The organism is Pseudomonas sp. Pse79, assembly GCF_024519615.1.
GTDB classification, from domain to species: Bacteria; Pseudomonadota; Gammaproteobacteria; order Pseudomonadales; family Pseudomonadaceae; genus Aquipseudomonas; species Aquipseudomonas veronii.
In genome coordinates this window covers 136,259-156,515 of sequence record NZ_JALJRR010000007.1, presented here as the reverse complement: position 1 = coordinate 156,515, position 20,257 = coordinate 136,259, and the positions used below count along the sequence as shown (strand labels likewise).

Below are 20,257 nucleotides of genomic sequence, written 5' to 3'. Positions count from 1 at the left end.
CCGCCCTCGACTGCCTGACCAAGGACTGTTCGGGAGTGCGCCTTCAACAGGCGGGCTGTGTCCCGCAACGGTAAATGCCGCCATGTCGATTTTGCAGGCCATCAGAACCTTCTTCTTTTACCTGCTGTTGGGCACCAGTTCGTTTCTCTGGTGCACCCTGAGCTTTTTTATCGCGCCTTTTCTGCCGTTCAAGGCGCGCTATCGCTTCATCAACGTCTATTGGTGCCGCTGCGCGCTGTGGCTGACCAAGGTGTTCCTGAACATCCGCTTCGAGGTCAAGGGCGCGGAAAACGTCCCGGATCAGCCCTGCGTGATTCTGTCGAACCACCAGAGCACGTGGGAGACGTTCTTCCTCTCGGCGTACTTCTCGCCCCTGAGCCAAGTGCTCAAGCGCGAGCTGCTGTATGTGCCGTTCTTCGGCTGGGCGATGGCGATGCTGCGCCCGATCGCCATCGACCGCGACAACCCCAAGGCGGCGCTCAAGCATGTGGCCAAAAAGGGCGACGAGCTGCTCAAGGACGGCGTCTGGGTGCTGATCTTTCCGGAAGGTACACGCGTGCCCTACGGCACCGTCGGCAAGTTCTCACGTGGCGGCACGGCATTGGCCGTCAACGCCCACCTGCCTGTGTTGCCGATTGCACATAATGCCGGCAAGTACTGGCCAAAAACCGGTTGGGCAAAACGTGCAGGCACCATCACCGTGGTGATCGGGGAACCGATGTACGCCGAAGGTGAAGGGCCGCGTGCAATTGCCGCACTGAATGACCGCGCCGCCGCCTGGAATGAAGCCCAGCAACGCGCCATGGGTTCGCTGCCGCCGGAGCCGGTGGCAGTGGACACGCCGGTGGCCTGATCATCTGTGGATAACCTGTGTACGGTTTGTTGGCAAAATAGCATTTTCTCTTCATAACAAGATGATTTTATTAGATATTTCCTGAACTCATAAAAATACTAAAAACGTGCATAAGTTTTTTTTGGATAAAAAAACCGGTCCTTGAGACCGGTTTTTTATACACAGCGCAAAAGCACGTGTTGTCAGTCTTCCAACTGGGGCAGCTGCAGGGTGAATGTGGTGCCTTTGCCCACCACGCTTTCGCAGCAGATACGGCCACCGTGCCGCTCCACAACGGCCTTGACCATGGTCAGGCCCAACCCAAGGCCTTCGCTGCCCTGGGCAGAATCGAAGCGGCGGTACTGGCTGAACAGTTCCGGCAAGTCCTTTGCCGCAATGCCCGGGCCCTGGTCGCTGATGCGACACTCCAGCCAACCTTGCGCGCTGCCGTGGCTCAACCTCACGGTGGTGCCGGCCGGCGAGTATTTGATCGCGTTCTCCAGCACGTTGAACAACGCGCGGGTGAGCAGGGATTGATCGGCCGACACCATGCCTTCATCCGCTTCATCCAGGTCGTGGATCAACTGGATGCCCTTGAGCTGCGCAATCACCGCCACCTGATCGAACGCATCCATCACCAGCATGGCAAACAGGCTTGGCTGGAAGTGGTAGCCGTCAGCCTCGGCTTTCGCCAGTTGTACGAATGATTCGGTGAGGCTCAAGGCGCGTCGAACCTGCTGCTCGATCTGGGCAAACACCGGCGACTCCGCGTTATGCACATCCAGCAACGCGAGGATCGCCGAGTGCGGCGCGCGCAGGTCGTGGGACAGGAAGCGCAGCATGGTTTCGCGGTGTTGCTGGGCTTCGCGCTCCTTGCTCAAGTCGGTCAGGCTGAGCAGCCAGCCGAGGGCGACGTCGCCTTCGGCGGGCAGCAAGGGTGCGATTTCCATGCGCAGGCTGCGTTGGTGGATGTCCCGGAACTCGACGATTTCCAGGGCGGACAGGGCGGGGCGCACGCCGTTATGCAGGGGTGGATAACCCAGGTCGGCGAGCTGTTCGAGCAGGTTTTGGTTGACCAGGTCATTGCCGAATACTTCACGGGCAATGCGGTTGGCCAACAGGATGTTGCCACGCGGGTCGGTGATCAGGGTCGCCACCGGCAGGCATTCGAGGCCATCGGCCATGAAGCGTCGGGTGTCACGGGTGCGGCTGACGGCCTGCTCCAGGGCAAAGATGCGCCCTTGCAACACATCGCCTTTGTTCGCGGGCGCTCGGCGGCGTTCGGGCAGCACCTTGGGTTCGTTGTCCAGGCGCGCCAGTTCCCAGCCAAAGTAGGCAAGGATCACGCTCAGGCGGCGCCAGTTCCAGATCAGGTAGCTGAGCAACATACCGATCAGGCAGGCCGCGGGCGACCACCAATGGCCAAGGCGTAACAGCGCCCACGCGCCGAGCAACGCGCCGGCCATGCAACCCAAGGTCATCCACAGTGCGTAGCGTGGGCGGTACAGCAAAAGGCCGAGCAACAACGCCACCCAGGCAGTGGCGATCAGTGCCGCGAGCCAGCCGGGGAGGTCGACAATGCTGCGCTCCTGCAGCAAGCCGTTGAGCACATTGGCCTGGATTTCCACACCGGCGGTGGTATCCGGAGTGGAGGAGAGCGGCGTCACAAAACGGTCCCCCAGCCCATAGGCGCTGGCGCCCACCAGGATCAGGCGGTCGCGCAGCAATTCGGCCGGCACTTCGCCGTGCAATACGCTGGCGTAGGACACACTGGGAAACCCATGCGGCTCAGACGTGGACGGGACGCGAACTCTATATTCCCGATGCCAGCGCTGACTGTTGGGTTGTTCGCTGCGTCCAGGCATTTGCGCGGTTTGCCCGCTCAACGTATACGCCAGCCATGCCAACTGCGGCAGGGTGTTCCCAGGCGGGCCTTCACGCAGATACAGGCTGCGGACGGCACCGTCGCTGTCTGCTTCGACGTTGATATGGCCCAGCCCCTTGGCGCAATTGAGCAGCGGCAACAGCTGTTCGCCCGGCTGGCTCGCGCCGCCATCGCGTTCCAGGGGAAGCAAAACATTCCCGGCGTTGCACACGGCATTGGCCAGGCGCTGGTCATCCGTGGCGTTGCGCGGCTCACTGAAGATCACATCGAACAAGATACCCGCGGGTTGGGCAGCGCTCAGACGGTTGATGACGTCGGCATGCAGGCTGCGCGGCCATGGCCATTGGCCGAGCTTTTTCAGGCTCTGGTCATCGATGGTCACCAGCAAAATGCGTGGATCGACCGGCAGAGGGGTCAGGCGGCGCAGGTCGTCATACAGCGGGTTATTGAAGGCCAGGCCCGCACTTGAGGACAAATATGCAGTAAAGGGCAGCAACACCAGGCCAATCCATAGCCACTCCCGAAACAGACCATGGAACAACAACTGCGCCTGGGTGGGCTGGCGTTTTTCGGCCTTGCGCCACAGCATCACAGGGCGACCGCCAGGAACCCGCACCGCTGCTGAAAATGGACAGTTGAAGATGTCATAGACCCGGTTTCTCCCTCCAGGTGGTGCGCGGTGTGGTGCTGAACCCAGTGAAGCTCATTTTGATCGCCCCGGGGTTTTTCCTGAATGCGTTCGTTGAAACATACCGTACATCGGGGCGCAGTATCAGCTACCCGCACGGCTATGCAATGCCAGCGGCACTGATCCTTTTCCTTACGCACGGGAGTCGGTATCTTTCCCCCTGAGTCGCATGGTTTTTCAAAGCGTTAACGGCCCTTTGATATCAGCGTACCGAGAGATCCAAAGGGTCGTTGAATCTGAGCACAATTCTTCAGATTCAATGACTGGCATCTGCGCAGCAAGGACGCCCGCTCTTCGACCGGCCGACAGCTGAAATATTTCCAAGTAGAAAGGACCCACCCATGCGTGTCGCAATACTGGATGACGAACCCGCTGAATTGCAGCGGGTGGAACAGACACTGCGACAGATCCCCAGCAACCTGGAACAGCCCTGGTCTGTGCATTGCTTCGAACGCGGTGAAGACCTGCTGCGCCAACTGCGCCGGGAAACCTTCGACCTACTGATCCTCGACTGGCAGCTGCCCGACATCAGCGGCATCGCCTTGCTGCGCTGGACCCGTGAACACATGGAATCGCCTCCGGCGGTGATCATGCTCACCAGCCGCGATGCCGAGAGCGATATCGTCACCGCCCTGAACAGCGGCGCCGACGATTACGTCAGTAAACCCTTTCGCCCGAATGAACTCAAAGCCCGGGTCAACGCCGTCCTGCGCCGCCACGGTCTGCAAAAGTCGGCGACGTCTGAAGTGCAAAGTTTCAACGACCTGACCTTTGACGACGCCGAACTGACCGTCACCCGTGCGGGCAAACCGATCAACCTGACCGAACGCGAATACCGCCTGGCCAGTTGCCTGTTCGCCAACCTGGCGCGGCCGTTGTCTCGCGAGTATCTGTATGAGCGGTTCTGGAGCCATGAAGAAATGGTCTCGTCTCGGCCGCTGGACACACATATCTATCGGCTGCGGAACAAGCTGGGGTTAACCGCGGATCGGGGTTGGCAGTTGTTGACGATCTATGGATACGGCTACCGGTTGGAGAGTGTGGCGGCCGCTTCAGCGGGTTAAAAATGCCGATGTTCCACGTGGAGCATTTGGCTTTATTGATGCAGAGGGACGTGGCGGCTATCCAAATACGGCCGCATCAATGCCTCGAACCACTCGTGGAACACATCCAGTCGCTGCGAACGCTGCCGGCGGTGCGGGTAGAGCAGGGATACCGGCATCGAAGCGGCACAGTAACTCGACATGACCTCCACCAGTTGTCGTGAGTCCAGCAGGTGTTGGACGTCGAAGCGCGGGATCTGGATCAACCCCAACCCTGCAAGGCAGCAAGCGATATAGCTTTCGGCATTGTTCACGATCACCCGGCTCGGCACGTCGAACCGCTGCACGCTGCCGTCGCCGGACAGGTATTCCCAAGGCAGTTCCTTGCCCGACTTCGGCGACGCATAGCCGATGGTCCAATGTCCGTCGAGTAGCTGCGCAGGCTGCTGAGGCTCTCCATGCTCAAGCAGATAGGCCGGGCTCGCACAATTGATCAAGGCAATCTGACCCAGCGGCCGCACCACAAGACTGCTGTCATGCAGCGCGCCAACGCGCACCGCGCAGTCCACACCTTCCTGCACCAGATCGATGGCCCGGTCAGTCGAACCCAAAATCAATTGAAGCAGGGGATGACAACGCAACAGGCCGGGCAGCGCTGGCGCAATGACGCGGCGGGCAATGCGGCTGGGCACATCGATGATCAGCCGGCCGGAAACTTGCCGCTGGCTGGCCTGGAATAACTGGTCGATGTCTTCGACGTTGCACAACACCGGGCGCACACGGCTGAGCAATTGCTCCCCATCGGGTGTCAGCCGTACCTGCCGCGTCGTGCGATGCAGCAGGCGCACGCCCAGTTGAGCCTCTAACTGCTGGATGGCCGCAGACACCGACGCTCGTGGCATCTCCAGCGCGTTGGCAGCTTTGATGAAGCTGCCCATCTCGGCCACTTTGGCGAATACGCGGTACTGGTCGAATCTGTCCATGTATCTGCCCTGCCGATGGTCCCGACGTCAGCCTGCCCAGGGGCGCCTGCTCTGCGTCGATTGTACGGCGCCCCAGCAGCGGATGGCGACGAAGATCACACTGCGGATAATGGATTTACTTGGTGGTGTACCCACCATTGATGAGAATGGTCTGGCCGGTGATCCACCAGCCGTCACTGACCAGATGGCGAATGAAAGGCACCACATCCTCGATGTCGGTCAGGCCTGTTTTGCTGAACGGCGAGAGCGCGGCGGCGGTCTTGTGATAGGCCACCGCGTCGGCGCCTTCGGCCGGGTAGAAGAACGGCGTATCCATCGGCCCCGGACCGACCGCTGTCACCGAAATACCGCGCGCGCCCAATTCCTTGGAGGCCGCTCGGGTGTAGTGTTCGACCGGCGCCTTGGTGCCGGCATAGGCGGCATAGAACGGCGTGAAGGCGCCCAGTAGCGACGTCACTATCGTGCAGATCTTGCCATGGTCGTTGAGGTGCTTGCCCGCCTCCTTGAGGAAGAAGAAAGCGGTCTTGGAGTTGACCGCGCTCATCTCGTCGTATTCGGCTTCACTCACCTCGGCCATCGGCTTCTTGAGCACCTTGCCAACGGTGTTGATGGCGATGTCGGGTTTGCCGACCGCGGCGATGGTATCGGCGAACAACCTCTCGATGGCGCCGGCCGTCGTCAGATCCCCCTGCAGCGCGACGGCCTGTGCGCCGCTGGCCTGAACGGCGGCAACCGTGGCATCGGCATCAACCTTGGACGCGGCGCTGTTGTAATGGATCGCGACAGCCTTGGCACCCTGTGCGGCCATATCACGGGCGATGAGACCGCCAAGGTTCTTCGCACCGCCAGCGATGAGAACGACTTTGCCTTTAATGGAATGGTCTGCCATGGAGAATCTCCTTCACGAATCGATGGAGAATCGAGATTAGGCCGCTTCAACGCGGCGATAAACCGTGGATGACTGGATGAATAATCCAGAAAAACACCCCAATCAGGCAGATTGGAGTGGGGAAGGTCACGTAATAAAAACCCGGATCGAATGCAAAAAAAGCCCGCGATTTGACGGGCTCTTTTCGTGATGTTCAGCTAATCGGTGAGGATTAGCCGAACCATCTATGTGTGCAACTCCACGGAGGGCCTGGAATGCTTGGGAAGACGCAGACGGGAGCCTCTTACTCCTCAGATGCCACCAGTCGCACACCTTTACGGGTGACCTGTTGCCCGACTTCAAAACGCCCATTGGGTGAGCGCACCGTACTAATCTCGCCTTGCGCGTTTTTCACTTCATAAGCGGTTTCAGACTTGCCAATGCCTCCTTGCACCGCACTGCCGGCGAAAAATCCGCCAGCTGCGCCGACTAATGCTCCAATCGGGCCGCCTACCGCGCCAACCATCATTCCGGTCAGAACGCCGACCCCCTTGCCGGCGGTTGTGTCGGGGACTACACGGATTATCTGGTCTGCCTGGCATAGCGGAGACAGCAGTGTACACAGGGTGAAACTGAGCGCGATGGTACGAGTCATGAGATTGTCCCTTTGGGGTTTGCGTTAAGTTCATTACCTAATACACAAACCGGGCCAACAATTTTATTGTTTAATATCAACTAGTTAAATAACAACACTGTCATTATGACCTAACTCGAAAAAGGTCATAATGACAAAGGAATAGTCAATATGACTTCCTATCGCCGGTTGAGGCAATTTGTTGAAGGGAGGGGTTGAACAGCGCTCAACGCTCTACAGAGCCGCTATGCGTCATGAGCGAAGATCGAGTTGTTGCACTTGAGATAGCGTTGAAACGGTGATGGCGATCGACAGAAATAATGGAATTGATATTGATCAACTATGCAGACAATCAATTGGCGCGATAATCGCAACGGCGCAATGACCTGGGCTCTAACGTTCAAACCCCACATTGAGGGCCCAGGTTATCTGGAATCAAAAAGGCAGCGGCAGGGGGAGGGCGACGGCATTCAGATGGCCCAGGAAGAGAAAGCCCGAAACCAATACCGCGTTGATCGACCAGGCCACCGTGAGGAAACGAGCGATCTGACCGTAGAGGGGGTCACTGACATTATCCGCATTGCGCCATACCGCATTGAGCATGCACGCGGTGTAGGCCACAAAACCCAGCAGCATTAGACCAAACAGGGAGGGTGCAACTTTGTTGAAGGCGACCAGAATCAGGCCAAACAGTACATTGCTGAGCACCACCCCGTAGATCCAGAACACCACCCACAGCGCAGTGCTGCCCTGCGAGTTTACCCACTGCTGAAGCTTACTCATCACAACCCCCTGGCTAGCTAATAGCCCGATTTTCCCTATAAGCCCGTAAAGACTTCACCCAAGTGATGCCGACGTAGGGACGTCGTGCATGGTTTCAGTCTAGCGGGTATTTCCTACATGTCCCGACCGAGTACAAGTAGGCCGACAACCCTTGCTTCCTTGTTTCCGGGTTCTCAGCGGGACGGGTTTATGGAGTAAACGATGGACAAGAAATCGCTACCGGATTGGGATCCCAGGTCTGAAGCCGTATTAAAGGATCAGACGACAGCCTATGACGACATGCGCCACCGTTGCCCGGTCGCACACAGTCAATATGGCTATACGTCGTTATTCAGGCATGCGGATGTGCTGCGCGTACTTAACGATCATGAAACCTTCAGTAATGCCGTCTCGCGTTTCCCCGCGGTCCCCAACGGAATGGATCCGCCCGAACATACGGCGTACCGGAACCTCATCGAGCGTTATTTCAGCCCGGAGCATATGGATGCCTTTGCGCCGACGTGCCGTGACATAGCGGTTCGTCTGGTGCAGGCATTACCGGGTGAAGGCCGTGCAGAACTGATCGGCGAATTTGCCCAGATCTTTGCGTTGCAGATCCAGTGTGCCTGGCTGGGTTGGCCGGCGGATTTTCATGAACCGCTGCGCCTGTGGACGCTGAAGAATCACTCGGCCACGCTGTCCCGAGACGAGGCGGCCCTGAGTGCCGTGGCCCTTGAGTTTGACGGTTACATCAAGGATCTGCTGGACGTGCGCCGTACCGCTGGCGCTGCTGCGTCGCATGACATCACGACCCTCTTGCTACGCGACCAGTCCTTGGGAAGGCCCCTGACGGACGACGAGATCGTCAGCATTCTACGTAACTGGACCGTCGGTGAACTCGGAACCATTTCCGCCTCGGTCGGCATTCTTGCGCACTATCTGGCGACCAACTTCGGGTGGCAGCAGCGATTGCGCGAACAACCCGCGCTGTTACCTGTCGCCATTGATGAAATACTGCGTATTCACGCACCACTGATCATGAACCGTCGGGTGACTACGAAAGAGGTCACGCTGGGCGGGCGCACGCTGGCGAAGGGTTCGCGTATTGCCCTCAACTGGGCGTCCGCCAATCGGGACGAAGCGGTCTTTGGAGATCCCGATGAATTGCGCCTTGATCGCGATCCCGAGCTGAACCTGCTCTATGGCGCCGGCATTCATGTCTGCCCCGGTGCGCCGCTTGCCAGACTGGAGCTACGGATCGTGATGGAGGAACTGCTTGGACGCACCAGCCGGATTACGCTGGCGCCGGATAAAGAACCAGTGAACGCGTTTTTCCCTGCCGGCGGGTTTTCTTCTCTACACCTGCAGATTCAGAAACCGCCGTCTCAACCGCTGGGCGCCGGCCTTCCCCCCGAGATCCGATAGCGTTTTATGCTGGACAGCTTGGCGGCGAGGGCGACATGTGGGTCAGCATGACTGACCTGCATTGAGCCCTGATCGGCCGCGAGTGTTATTTCAAACCGAGCCGCTTCGCCAGTCGGTGCAGGTTGGCCACATCCATATCGAGCATTCGCGCACAGGCAGACCAGTTATCTGCGCAATTTTTCAGCGTGCTTTCAATCAGCTGACGCTGGAAGCTATCCGTCGCGTCCCGTAGGCATTGGCCAACGCTGCTGGAAGGAACATCCACAGCAACAGGCAGTATCGCCAGCTGTTCGGGTACTTGATTGAAATGCTGTGCTTCCAGCAGCAGCTCTTCACTTTGCTGGGTCGCACGAGCAAGGATTGTCGCTCGATAAACAGCATGTTCCAGTTCGCGAACGTTTCCTGGCCACGAGTACTGCTTGAGCAACGACAGGCAACCGGCAGCCAGCGCCACCCGTTGCAATCCCATGCGTACCCGGCTCTGCTCGCAGAAAAAACCCGCTAGCAATGTGATGTCCTGCCCACGCTCACGCAGTGGCGGCACATGCACAGGGAACACGCTTAAACGGTGGAACAGGTCGACCCGGAAGCGATTGTTCAGCACCTCCTGCTTCAGGTCACGATTGGTCGCGGCAAGCACCCTTACGTTGACCCGCAAGACGGTATCGTCACCGACCCGTTGCAGGTCGCCGTATTGCAATACCCGTAGCAGTTTTGCTTGCAGGCTCAGCGACAGTTCACCGATTTCGTCGAGGAACAGTGTGCCGTTATCGGCCATTTCGAACTTCCCGGTGCGATGATGGATCGCCCCGGTGAAGGCACCTTTGACATGGCCGAACAACTCACTCTCAGCCACTGACTCCGGCAGCGCAGCGCAGTTTAGATAGACCACAGGGTGACTGGCGCGTGATGAACCTTCATGTATCGCCTTGGCGACCAGTTCCTTGCCGACCCCGGTTTCTCCAGTGATCAAAACGTTCAGGTCGGAACCTGCCACCATTTCGATCTCTCTTTTCAACTGTTGCATGACCTCGCTGAGCCCGACCATTTCGGTGCCGGGTTTGCCCGCCGGGACATGACTGATGGAGAGAGGCGTAATGGTCTGACTTTCCAGTTGCTCGACCAGCAACGCATTGGTCAAGGCAGCAGAAGCGAGGGCGCCCACCAGTCGCAGCTCTTCGTCGCTGAAGTGATCAAACTGTGCCGGGTCCATGCCATCGATCGTCAGCGCGCCAATCAGTGTCTGGTCCGCGAACAACGGTAACCCGATGCAGGCATGTACTTTGAGGTCCTGCCGGCTCGGGATCAGGCCGTCATAGGGATCAGGCAAATGACTCTCTGCCGGAAAGCGCACCACGTCACCGGCGCGGGCGATGGCTTCCAGACGTGGATGTGCATCAAGGCTGAAGCGGCGCCCCAGAACATCCGGTGCCAGGCCATCGATCGCCAGCGGACGGAACAGTCGCTGTTCATAACGTAACAAGGCAGAGGCGTCGCAACCCAGCAATTGGCGCAGGGTATTGATCAGACGTTGAAAGCGATCCTGATGGGAAATGCCGCTTTGCAGCTCAATAGCGATGCGTGCCAGGGATTCAACGGAGAGACTCATGGTTTGTCACTTTGACAATGAATTAGTCATAAAGACAATAGTCGGGCAATGTCATATTGACAATCATTGTTTTATTTTTCCTTTTAAATCAACTAGTTATTATGTGGCACGAAGGTTGCCACCTTCGGTGTAGAACATCATTTCTATACCGAGGTAGGTCATGTCAATTCACGTCAAAAACAACATTCATTGGGTCGGTCAGCGCGATTGGGAAGTGCGGGACTTTCATGGCACAGAATACAAATGCCACAAAGGTAGCAGCTATAACAGCTACCTGATCCGTGAAGAAAAGACCGTACTGATTGATACGGTTGATCACAGGTTCAGTCGGGAGTTCATACAGAACCTGGCGATGGAAATCGACCTGAACACGCTGGACTGTATCGTCATCAACCATGCGGAAGAGGACCATGCAGGAGCGCTGACAGAGTTGATGTCGCTGATCCCGAATACGCCGATCTATTGCACCGCCAATGGCGTGGACTCGATCAACGGTCATCACCATCATCCTGAATGGAATTTCCACGTCGTCCATACCGGCGACACCCTGGATGTCGGCAATGGCAAACAGCTGGTTTTCGTGGAAACCCCGATGCTGCATTGGCCGGACAGCATGATGACGTACATGACCGGCGATGCCGTTCTGTTCAGTAACGACGCCTTTGGCCAGCATTACTGCGACGAACACCTGTTTAATGATGAAGTGGATCAAAACGAACTGTTCGAACAGTGCCAACGCTACTACGCCAATATCCTCACCCCATTCAGCCGCCTGGTCATTGCCAAGATTACCGAGATCCTCGGTTTCAACCTGCCGGTCGATATGATTGCCACCGCTCATGGCGTGGTGTGGCGTGATAATCCGACGCAGATCGTGCACCGCTATCTGGAATGGGCAGCGGACTATCAGGAGGATCGCATCACCCTGTTCTACGACACCATGTCGAACAACACCCGCATGATGGCCGATGCCATCGCGCAGGGTATTCACGAAGTCGATCCAGGTGTGGCGGTGAAGATTTTCAACGTCGCGCGCCACGACAAGAATGAAATTCTGACCAACGTGTTCCGCTCAAAAGGCGTTTTGGTGGGCTCGTCCACCATGAACAACGTGATGATGCCTAAAGTCGCCGCACTGCTGGAGGAAATAACCGGGCTGCGTTTTCGTGACAAAAAGGCTTCGGCGTTTGGCAGTTACGGCTGGAATGGCGGGGCGGTAGACCGTATCCAGACGCGCTTGATGGACGCTGGTTTTGAAACCACATTGGCGCTCAAAGCCAAGTGGCGGCCCGACGGTGGCGCGCTTGAGGTTTGCCGGGCTCATGGCCGCGAAATCGCTCGGCAATGGGCGCTGCATCCATCGACGGCTGCACATGTCGTACCCGCTGCAGCCACCGCAACTGCCCAGGCAGACCCCATCGCGGACAACGGCCTGCGCATGCGATGCAGTGTCTGCCAATGGATTTACGACCCCGCGATCGGCGAGCCGATGCAGGATGTGCAGGCCGGTACGGCCTGGTGTGATGTGCCTGATTACTTCCTGTGTCCTGAATGTTCAATGGGTAAATCGGTATTCGATGAGCTGCCTTCGGAGGCGACATGAACCGGGAAATCGTCATTGTGGGCTCCGGCTTCGCGGCTCGTCAGGTGGTCAAGAACTTGCGCCGGCTCGATGCGGCGGTGCCCATTCGATTGATCGCTGCAGACAGTTGCGATGAGTACAACAAGCCCGACCTGAGTCACGTCGTCAGTCTTAATCAGACCGCAGACGACATGACCCGCCAGCCTGCGGCAGAGTTTGCCGAGATGTATCGGTTGACCCTGAACTCGTGCTGCCAGCTCACTGCGATTGATCGCGAAAACCAGTGTGTTAGCGCCGGGAATGAGGCATTCAGCTACGACCAACTGATTCTCGCCACGGGGGCGCAAGCCATGGTTCCGCCGATTCCCGGGCGGGAGTGGATGGTGACTCTGAACAGCCAGCAGGAATACCGTCATGCACAACATGCACTGCGGGCTGCACAGCGCGTACTGATCCTCGGGGCCGGCTTGATTGGCAGTGAACTGGCGATGGACATCAATCGTGCTGGAAAGCAGGTGGTGCTGATGGACAAGTCCTGCAGCCTGCTCGCATCGTTGCTTCCTGTTGAGGTGAGCAGCCGCCTGCAGCACCGCTTATGCCAGATGGGTGTGGAAATGCTGTTTAACCAGGCGTTAGTATCCATTGAAAAGAGAAACGATGGCCTGTTGGCGACGTTGTCCAACGGCCGACATATCAGCGCCGATGTGATCGTTGCCTCAATTGGGTTGAAGCCCGATACGACGTTAGCCACACAGGCTGGCTTACGAGTGGACCGTGGCATTGAAGTTGATGAACGCATGTGCACCTCTGACCCACGCATATTCGCCGTTGGCGATTGCGCGCAAATCCAGGGCAAGCTACTGCCGTTTCTGCAACCTATCCAGGTAAGCGCCATGACCCTGGCGCGTAATGTGCTGGGTGGGAATGAGGAAGTTAAGTTCCCGGCGATGCTGGTGAAGGTCAAGACTCCGGAAATGCCGCTGCACCTGGCCGGAGAAACCAGCCGCAAGGACTTGCAATGGCAGATCAGCCTTGAGGCACAGGGGCTGATAGCCAGAGGCATGGATATGGCAGGGCAGTTACGTGCGTTCGTCGTCAGTGAAGACCAAATGAAGCAGGCCTTTACGTTACTACGGCAACTCTCGCTGTGAATCCAATTGGCAGAGCTCTCGCGCGTTCCTGGACATACGGGCAAAAAAAAGGCCAACCCGCAGGGGTTGGCCTTTTTTGTAGCGCGGCGAAAGCAGCATAGTGTGAACGTCAGCTGCTTTTGTGAGTTCCTACACCCGATCAGAAATCCAGGTTAGACACCGCCAAAGCATTGCTCTCGATGAAGTCACGGCGAGGCTCGACCGCATCACCCATCAGGGTGTTGAAGATCTGGTCTGCGCCAATGGCGTCTTCGATGGTCACGCGCAGCATACGGCGCTGAGCGGGGTCCATGGTGGTTTCCCACAGTTGATCCGGGTTCATCTCGCCCAGACCTTTGTAGCGCTGGATGGTGTGACGCTTGGTGCTTTCGGCCATCAGCCAGTCAAGGGCTTCCTTGAATTCCCTGACCTGCTTCTTGCGTTCGCCACGTTGGATATAAGCGCCGTCGTCCAGCAGGGTGCTCAGTTGTGCGCCCAGGGTGACCACGGTTTTGTAGTCGTTGCTGCCGAAGAAGTCGCGGTTGAAGGTGACGTAGTTGGACAGGCCGTGGGAGATCAATTCGACCTCGGGCAGCCACACGTTACGTTCACGGTCTTCGCGCAGGCTGGCTTTGTACACCAGGCCGGATTTCTCGACGGTGCGCAGACGCACTTCGTACTGGGCCAGCCAATCCTGCATCGCTGCGTGATCGCCCAACTGCTCCAGGCTCACGGCCGGCAGGTAGATGAAGTGCTCGGTCAGTTCCTGAGGGTACAGGCGCGACAGACGCTTGAGCGTCTTCATGACCATGCGGAAGTCGTTGACCAGACGCTCCAGCGCCTCACCGGAAATGCCCGGTGCTTCTTCGTTCAAGTGCAGGCTGGCGTCTTCCAGGGCCGACTGCGTCATGTACTCTTCCATGGCGTCGTCGTCTTTGATGTATTGCTCTTGCTTGCCCTTTTTGACTTTGTACAACGGCGGCTGGGCGATGTAGATGTAGCCGCGCTCGATCAGCTCCGGCAACTGACGGAAGAAGAAGGTCAGCAGCAGGGTACGGATGTGCGAACCGTCGACGTCAGCATCGGTCATGATGATGATGTTGTGATAGCGCAGCTTGTCGATGTTGTATTCGTCGCGGCCGATACCGCAGCCCAACGCCGTGATCAAGGTGCCGACTTCCTGGGAGGAAATCATCTTGTCGAAGCGTGCTTTCTCGACGTTGAGGATCTTACCCTTCAACGGCAGGATGGCCTGGGTGCGACGGTTACGGCCCTGCTTGGCGGAACCGCCAGCAGAGTCACCTTCCACCAGGTACAGCTCGGAGAGGGCAGGGTCCTTCTCCTGGCAGTCAGCCAGTTTGCCCGGCAGGCCGGCGATGTCCAGCGCGCCTTTGCGGCGGGTCATCTCACGGGCTTTACGCGCGGCTTCACGGGCACGCGCTGCGTCGATCATCTTGCCGACAACCAGCTTGGCTTCGTTCGGGTTTTCCAGCAGGAAGTCGGAGAAGTACTTGCCCATCTCCTGTTCCACGGCGGTCTTCACTTCGGAAGACACCAGCTTGTCTTTGGTCTGGGAGCTGAACTTAGGGTCCGGTACTTTCACCGAAATAATCGCAGTCAGACCTTCACGCGCATCGTCACCGGTGGTGGCAACTTTGTGCTTCTTGGCCAGGCCTTCGGCTTCGATGTAGGTGTTCAGGTTACGCGTCAGCGCGGAACGGAAACCCACCAGGTGAGTACCGCCGTCGCGCTGCGGAATGTTGTTGGTGAAGCACAACAGGTTCTCGTTGAAGCTGTCGTTCCACTGCAGGGCGATTTCCACGCCGATGCCGTCTTCACGCTGGACGTTGAAGTGGAACACCTGGTTGACCGGAGTCTTGTTGGTGTTCAGGTATTCAACGAACGCACGCAGGCCGCCTTCGTACTTGAACAGCTCTTCCTTGCCGCTGCGCTCATCCTTGAGGACGATGCCGACACCGGAGTTGAGGAAGGACAGTTCACGAATCCGCTTGGCCAGGATGTCCCAGCTGAAGTGGATGTTCTTGAAGGTTTCGTCAGAAGGACGGAAGTGAATCTGGGTACCGGTAGTTTCGCTTTCGCCAACAACCTTCATCGGTTCCTGCGGAACACCGTGAACGTAGGTCTGCTCCCAAATCTTGCCGCTGCGACGCACAGTCAGCACCAGCAATTCGGAGAGGGCGTTTACTACGGAAACACCTACGCCGTGCAAACCACCGGATACTTTGTACGAGTTGTCGTCGAACTTACCGCCAGCGTGGAGCACGGTCATGATGACCTCTGCCGCCGAAACGCCTTCTTCTTTATGCACGTCTACCGGAATGCCACGACCGTTGTCGCGCACGGTGATGGACTCATCCGGGTGAATGATAATGCTGATGTCGTCGCAGTGACCGGCGAGAGCTTCGTCGATGGAGTTGTCGACCACCTCGAACACCATGTGGTGCAGACCGCTACCATCATCGGTGTCGCCAATGTACATACCGGGACGTTTGCGTACGGCATCCAAACCTTTCAGCACTTTAATGCTGGTCGAGTCGTACGTGTTTTCTTCGCTCATGCCTTCACTCCCGATGGTCGTGGGTCTGGGTGATACGGCCTTGTTCCACGTGGAACAAAGCGACTGGCGTTTCCGTCTGCCAGCCTTCCCTCAATAATTCGTGGTCTACACAGGTGATAAACACCTGGCAGCGTAAGTCTTCCAACAAGCGGCATAACGCTCGGCGGTGTTGCTCGTCGAGTTCTGACGGCAAATCATCCACCAGATAAATACATTGACCGCGCCGGGCCTGGCTAACCAAATGCCCTTGGGCGATACGCAATGCACATACCACCAGCTTCTGCTGGCCGCGGGACAAGATATCCGCGGCATTATGTGCGCCTAACCTAAGACGCAAATCAGCGCGCTGGGGGCCGGCCTGGGTGTGGCCGATTTGCTGATCCCGCTGCAAGGACGTGGCGAGCACTGCACTCAGTTCACGCTCTTTGTCCCAACCGCGGTAGTAGCTCAGCGTCAGCCCTTCGAGGTCCAACAACTCACTCAAGGTCTGCTCAAAGACTGGTTTCAAGGCTTTGATATAGGCGCGGCGGTATTCATCTATTTCGTCGCTGGCCAGGCACAGTTCCCGGTCCCAGGCTGCTTGCGACGCGGCGTCAAGTGTACCATGCCGCAGCCATGAGTTCCGCTGCCGCAAGGCCTTCTGCAGGCGCTGCCAAGTGGCCATGAAGCGCGGTTCCACGTGGAACACTCCCCAATCGAGGAACTGCCGGCGGATTTTCGGCGCGCCTTCGAGCAAACGGAAACTGTCGGGGTTGATCAGTTGCAGCGGCAGGATTTCCGCCAACTGCGCCGCGCTGCGAGCATTTTGCCCGTCGATGCGGATCTGAAACTCGCCCCCGCGATCACGGGATATCCCCAGGCTGCTATGGCCACCTTCAGCCAACTCGACCTGGCCAAACACCGTACACGCCAGTTGTTCGTACTGAATCACCGGCAACAGGCGGGCACTGCGGAAAGACCGGGCAAGCCCCAACAAATGGATGGCTTCCAGCACGCTGGTTTTGCCACTGCCGTTGGCGCCATGGAGGATATTGATGCGGGGGGAGGGGGAGAAGGTCACCGGGTGCAGATTGCGCACCGCGGTGACCGAGACGCGACTGAGGGACATCTAGCTTCTGCTGAGCATGATTACAGACGCATCGGCATAACAACGTAAGCCGAGTCATCGTTGTCGGATTCTTGCACCAGCGCACTGCTGTTGGAGTCGGACAGAATCAGGCGAACCTGTTCGGTGGTCATCACACCCAGTACGTCGAGCAAGTAGCTCACGTTGAAGCCGATTTCCAGCGAACCGCCGTTGTAGTCGACGCCCACTTCTTCTTCCGCTTCTTCCTGTTCCGGGTTGTTGGCCTGGATTTTCAGTTGGCCGTTGGCCAATTGCAGGCGAATACCCCGGTACTTTTCGTTGGACAGAATCGCAGTACGGCTGAACGCCTCACGCAGGGCCTGACGATCACCGACCACCAGCTTGTCGCCACCCTTGGGCAGTACACGCTCGTAATCCGGGAACTTGCCGTCAACCAGCTTGGAGGTGAAGGTGAACTCGCCGGTGGTGGCGCGGATGTGATGCTGGCCCAGGACGATGCTGACGATACCGTCCGGCTCGGTGAGCAAACGCGCCAGTTCAAGGATACCTTTGCGCGGCACGATCACCTGATGACGGTCCGGCTGACCGATATCGGCCTTCATCGAACACATGGCCAGGCGGTGACCGTCGGTGGCCACGGCGCGAATAATGCCTTCCGACACTTCCAGCAACATACCGTTGAGGTAATAGCGCACGTCCTGCTGGGCCATGGCGAAGCTAGTGCGCTCGATCAAACGACGCAGTTTGCTTTGCTCCAGGCTGCAGGTCAGCGAACCCGGGCCTTCTTCCACAGTCGGGAAGTCATTGGCCGGCAACGTCGACAAGGTGAAGCGACTGCGGCCGGCCTTGACCACCAGCTTCTGCTCATCGACCTTGATGTCGATCAGCGCGTCGTTGGGCAAGCTTTTGCAGATATCCATCAGCTTGCGCGCGGGCACGGTGATCTCGCCAGGTTCAGCGGGCTCTTCCAGCTGAACGCGACCCACCAGTTCGACTTCCAGGTCGGTGCCGGTCAAGGACAATTGCTGGCCCTCGACAACCAGCAATACGTTGGAAAGCACCGGCAAGGTCTGTCGGCGCTCGACGACGCCTGCGACCAGTTGCAGGGGTTTCAACAGGGCTTCGCGTTGAATGGTGAAGTGCATGGTCTAGTCCCTTGCCTTAATAAGCTGCGCTGGTGTCATCAAGTAGTCAGTGTACGCAGCAGGTTCTTGTAGTCCTCGCGAATATCCGCGTCGGATTCCTTAAGCTCGTTGATCTTGCGGCATGCGTGCAAGACCGTGGTGTGGTCGCGACCACCGAAGACATCGCCGATTTCCGGCAGGCTGTGGTTGGTCAACTCTTTGGAGAGTGCCATGGCCACCTGACGCGGACGTGCCACCGAGCGCGAACGGCGCTTGGACAGCAGATCGGAAATCTTGATCTTGTAGTACTCGGCCACGGTGCGTTGGATGTTATCCACACTCACCAGTTTGTCCTGCAGAGCCAGCAGGTCTTTCAGGGATTCGCGAATCAGCTCGATGGTGATGTCGCGGCCCATGAAGTGCGAGTGCGCGATGACCCGCTTGAGCGCGCCTTCCAGCTCACGCACGTTGGAGCGAATGCGTTGGGCGATGAAGAACGCGGCGTCGTGGGGCAGATCGACTTTGGCCTGATCGGCCTTTTTCATCAGGATCGCCACGCGGGTTTCCAGCTCCGGTGGCTCGACCGCCACGGTCAGGCCCCAGCCGAAGCGCGACTTCAAGCGTTCTTCCAGGCCTTCGATTTCCTTCGGGTAGCGGTCGCTGGTCAAGATGACCTGCTGGCCGCCTTCGAGCAGGGCGTTGAAGGTGTGGAAAAACTCTTCCTGGGAACGTTCCTTGCGCGCGAAGAATTGAATGTCATCGATCAGCAAGGCATCCACGGAACGGTAGAACCGCTTGAACTCGTTGATAGCGTTGAGCTGCAGGGCCTTGACCATGTCAGCCACGAAGCGCTCCGAGTGCAGGTACACGACCTTGGCATTCGGGTTCTTCTTTAATAGATGGTTACCCACCGCGTGCATCAAGTGCGTCTTACCCAGGCCAACACCACCATAAAGGAACAGCGGGTTGTAACCGTGCTTGGGGTTGTCGGCGACTTGCCAGGCGGCCGCGCGGGCCAGCTGGTTGGATTTACCCTCGACGAAGTTCTCAAAGGTAAAGGTGCGGTTCAGGTAGCTGGTGTGCTTGAGCGCGCCTTCGACCTGCACGGTGCGCTGCTCGGCGCGAACCGGTGCTTGCTGGGAACTGGCACCCGCCATCGGATCGAAGCTGTCGCGGGACGGCTCTTCATTGGCCGGCGCGTTTTTCTGGGCCGACGATTTCGAAGGCGTCGGCGCGGGAGCCGGCGCGTGGTTGACCGGAGCCGTCACCGCCTGGGCTTGCGACGCGGCAGCCGCCAATGGCGCATTCGGCGCAGCGCGAGGCGCGGAGCTACGTTTGCTGCCTATTAATAAGGAGAGCACGGGCGCGAGGCCGTTGCCATGTTCATCGAGCAATTCGAGAACGCGGCTCAGGTACTTCTCGTTGACCCAGTCGAGAACAAAACGGTTGGGTGCGTAGACGCGCAACTCGTCGCCTTCGGCTTCGACCTGTAGCGGACGGATCCAGGTGTTGAATTGCTGGGCAGGCAGCTCATCGCGCAAAAGCTCTACGCACTGCTGCCAAAGTTCCACTGACACGGATATCCCCTAAGTTGAAAGCCGGTGAGGCAAAAACAGCCGCCATTGTAGCGGTCGGCCGCCCACTTATCCACATGTAGGTTGCGCACAGGCCAGCCAAAATCAACGCCTTAACGTGAATAAAGGCGACCAATGGTCTGTGCATAAGCTCTGTGGATAAGCGCCCCTGAGCTCGTTGCACAAGTGGGGTCGAAAGTCTGTGGGTAACTGGCCTGTGGATAACAACCCATTCCACCCACAGCTTATCCGACAGCGCAGCACAGGCAGAGCACCGTTTCTCCCCCGTGTTGTCATTCTCTGTACATCACGTGGAATAAGGCCTAAAGGCAGTTATCCACAGAGGAATGCCTGCCTAGCTTTTATAAGCTTTACAGAAAAGCTTTAAATAACTTCCTTCTTTATTTTTATATCTATGGCATTGCCCTTGGAAGCTCGCTGGACAAAAAAGGG

General features: G+C 57.9%; 15 protein-coding genes. 5 read left to right on the top strand and 10 right to left on the bottom strand.

All coding sequences use genetic code 11. The annotated features are described in order from the left end of the window. Nucleotides 1–82 precede the first annotated feature (82 nt). Nucleotides 83–853: a 1-acyl-sn-glycerol-3-phosphate acyltransferase gene (locus tag NR164_RS11560; protein WP_017848958.1), complete on the top strand. Its 771-nt coding sequence runs from the start codon at nt 83–85 to the stop codon at nt 851–853. Between the two features lie 182 nt (nt 854–1,035). On the opposite strand, the gene NR164_RS11555 is transcribed toward NR164_RS11560, so the two are convergent. Beyond that, on the bottom strand, nt 1,036–3,309 hold the full coding sequence (locus NR164_RS11555; protein WP_046381566.1) for a CHASE2 domain-containing protein: 2,274 nt from the start codon (nt 3,307–3,309) through the stop codon (nt 1,036–1,038). Nucleotides 3,310–3,746: 437 nt separating this feature from the next. Here NR164_RS11555 and NR164_RS11550 point away from each other — a divergent pair, with 437 nt between their 5' ends. After that, a complete protein-coding gene (locus NR164_RS11550; RefSeq protein WP_017848955.1) occupies nt 3,747–4,469 on the top strand; it encodes a response regulator transcription factor in 723 nt (240 codons plus the stop codon). A gap of 32 nt (nt 4,470–4,501) precedes the next feature. On the opposite strand, the gene NR164_RS11545 is transcribed toward NR164_RS11550, so the two are convergent. The 4 genes from NR164_RS11545 to NR164_RS11530 form a co-directional block, all read right to left on the bottom strand. Continuing rightward, entirely contained in the window at nt 4,502–5,431 is a 930-nt protein-coding gene (locus NR164_RS11545) for a LysR family transcriptional regulator (protein ID WP_017848954.1), read from the bottom strand. A gap of 115 nt (nt 5,432–5,546) precedes the next feature. Next, complete coding sequence (locus NR164_RS11540; RefSeq protein WP_057004922.1) at nt 5,547–6,320, bottom strand: SDR family oxidoreductase; 774 nt, start codon at nt 6,318–6,320, stop codon at nt 5,547–5,549. Nucleotides 6,321–6,603: 283 nt separating this feature from the next. Then, on the bottom strand, nt 6,604–6,954 hold the full coding sequence (locus tag NR164_RS11535; RefSeq protein WP_046381569.1) for a hypothetical protein: 351 nt from the start codon (nt 6,952–6,954) through the stop codon (nt 6,604–6,606). A 414-nt stretch (nt 6,955–7,368) separates the two neighbouring features. After that, complete coding sequence (locus NR164_RS11530) at nt 7,369–7,716, bottom strand: hypothetical protein (RefSeq protein WP_256822769.1); 348 nt, start codon at nt 7,714–7,716, stop codon at nt 7,369–7,371. Nucleotides 7,717–7,917: 201 nt separating this feature from the next. Between NR164_RS11530 and NR164_RS11525 the strand changes: the two genes are divergently transcribed. After that, on the top strand, nt 7,918–9,120 hold the full coding sequence (locus tag NR164_RS11525) for a cytochrome P450 (protein WP_256822768.1): 1,203 nt from the start codon (nt 7,918–7,920) through the stop codon (nt 9,118–9,120). Between the two features lie 85 nt (nt 9,121–9,205). Here NR164_RS11525 and norR read toward each other — a convergent pair whose 3' ends face one another. Beyond that, nucleotides 9,206–10,729, bottom strand: coding sequence for a nitric oxide reductase transcriptional regulator NorR (gene norR / locus NR164_RS11520; protein ID WP_046381570.1), 1,524 nt, complete (start codon nt 10,727–10,729; stop codon nt 9,206–9,208). 160 nt (nt 10,730–10,889) lie between these two features. On the opposite strand from norR, the gene norV reads away from it, so the two are divergent. Then, nucleotides 10,890–12,332: an anaerobic nitric oxide reductase flavorubredoxin gene (gene norV, locus NR164_RS11515; RefSeq protein ID WP_256822767.1), complete on the top strand. Its 1,443-nt coding sequence runs from the start codon at nt 10,890–10,892 to the stop codon at nt 12,330–12,332. After that, on the top strand, nt 12,329–13,462 hold the full coding sequence (gene norW, locus NR164_RS11510) for an NADH:flavorubredoxin reductase NorW (protein WP_169863617.1): 1,134 nt from the start codon (nt 12,329–12,331) through the stop codon (nt 13,460–13,462). Before norV ends, norW begins: the two co-directional genes overlap by 4 nt. A 139-nt stretch (nt 13,463–13,601) precedes the next feature. On the opposite strand, the gene gyrB is transcribed toward norW, so the two are convergent. Genes gyrB through dnaA form a run of 4 tightly spaced genes read right to left on the bottom strand, consistent with a single transcriptional unit; the run spans nt 13,602 to nt 19,807 of the window. Next, nucleotides 13,602–16,019 carry a DNA topoisomerase (ATP-hydrolyzing) subunit B gene (gyrB, locus tag NR164_RS11505; RefSeq protein WP_017848946.1) on the bottom strand — a complete coding sequence of 806 codons (2,418 nt, stop codon included), beginning with the start codon at nt 16,017–16,019 and terminating at the stop codon, nt 13,602–13,604. A gap of 4 nt (nt 16,020–16,023) precedes the next feature. After that, nucleotides 16,024–17,127, bottom strand: coding sequence for a DNA replication/repair protein RecF (gene recF / locus NR164_RS11500; RefSeq protein WP_010565854.1), 1,104 nt, complete (start codon nt 17,125–17,127; stop codon nt 16,024–16,026). A 20-nt stretch (nt 17,128–17,147) separates the two neighbouring features. Next, on the bottom strand, nt 17,148–18,251 hold the full coding sequence (dnaN, locus tag NR164_RS11495) for a DNA polymerase III subunit beta (RefSeq protein WP_017848945.1): 1,104 nt from the start codon (nt 18,249–18,251) through the stop codon (nt 17,148–17,150). Between the two features lie 38 nt (nt 18,252–18,289). After that, nucleotides 18,290–19,807, bottom strand: coding sequence for a chromosomal replication initiator protein DnaA (dnaA, locus tag NR164_RS11490; protein WP_026140277.1), 1,518 nt, complete (start codon nt 19,805–19,807; stop codon nt 18,290–18,292). Nucleotides 19,808–20,257: the final 450 nt, after the last annotated feature.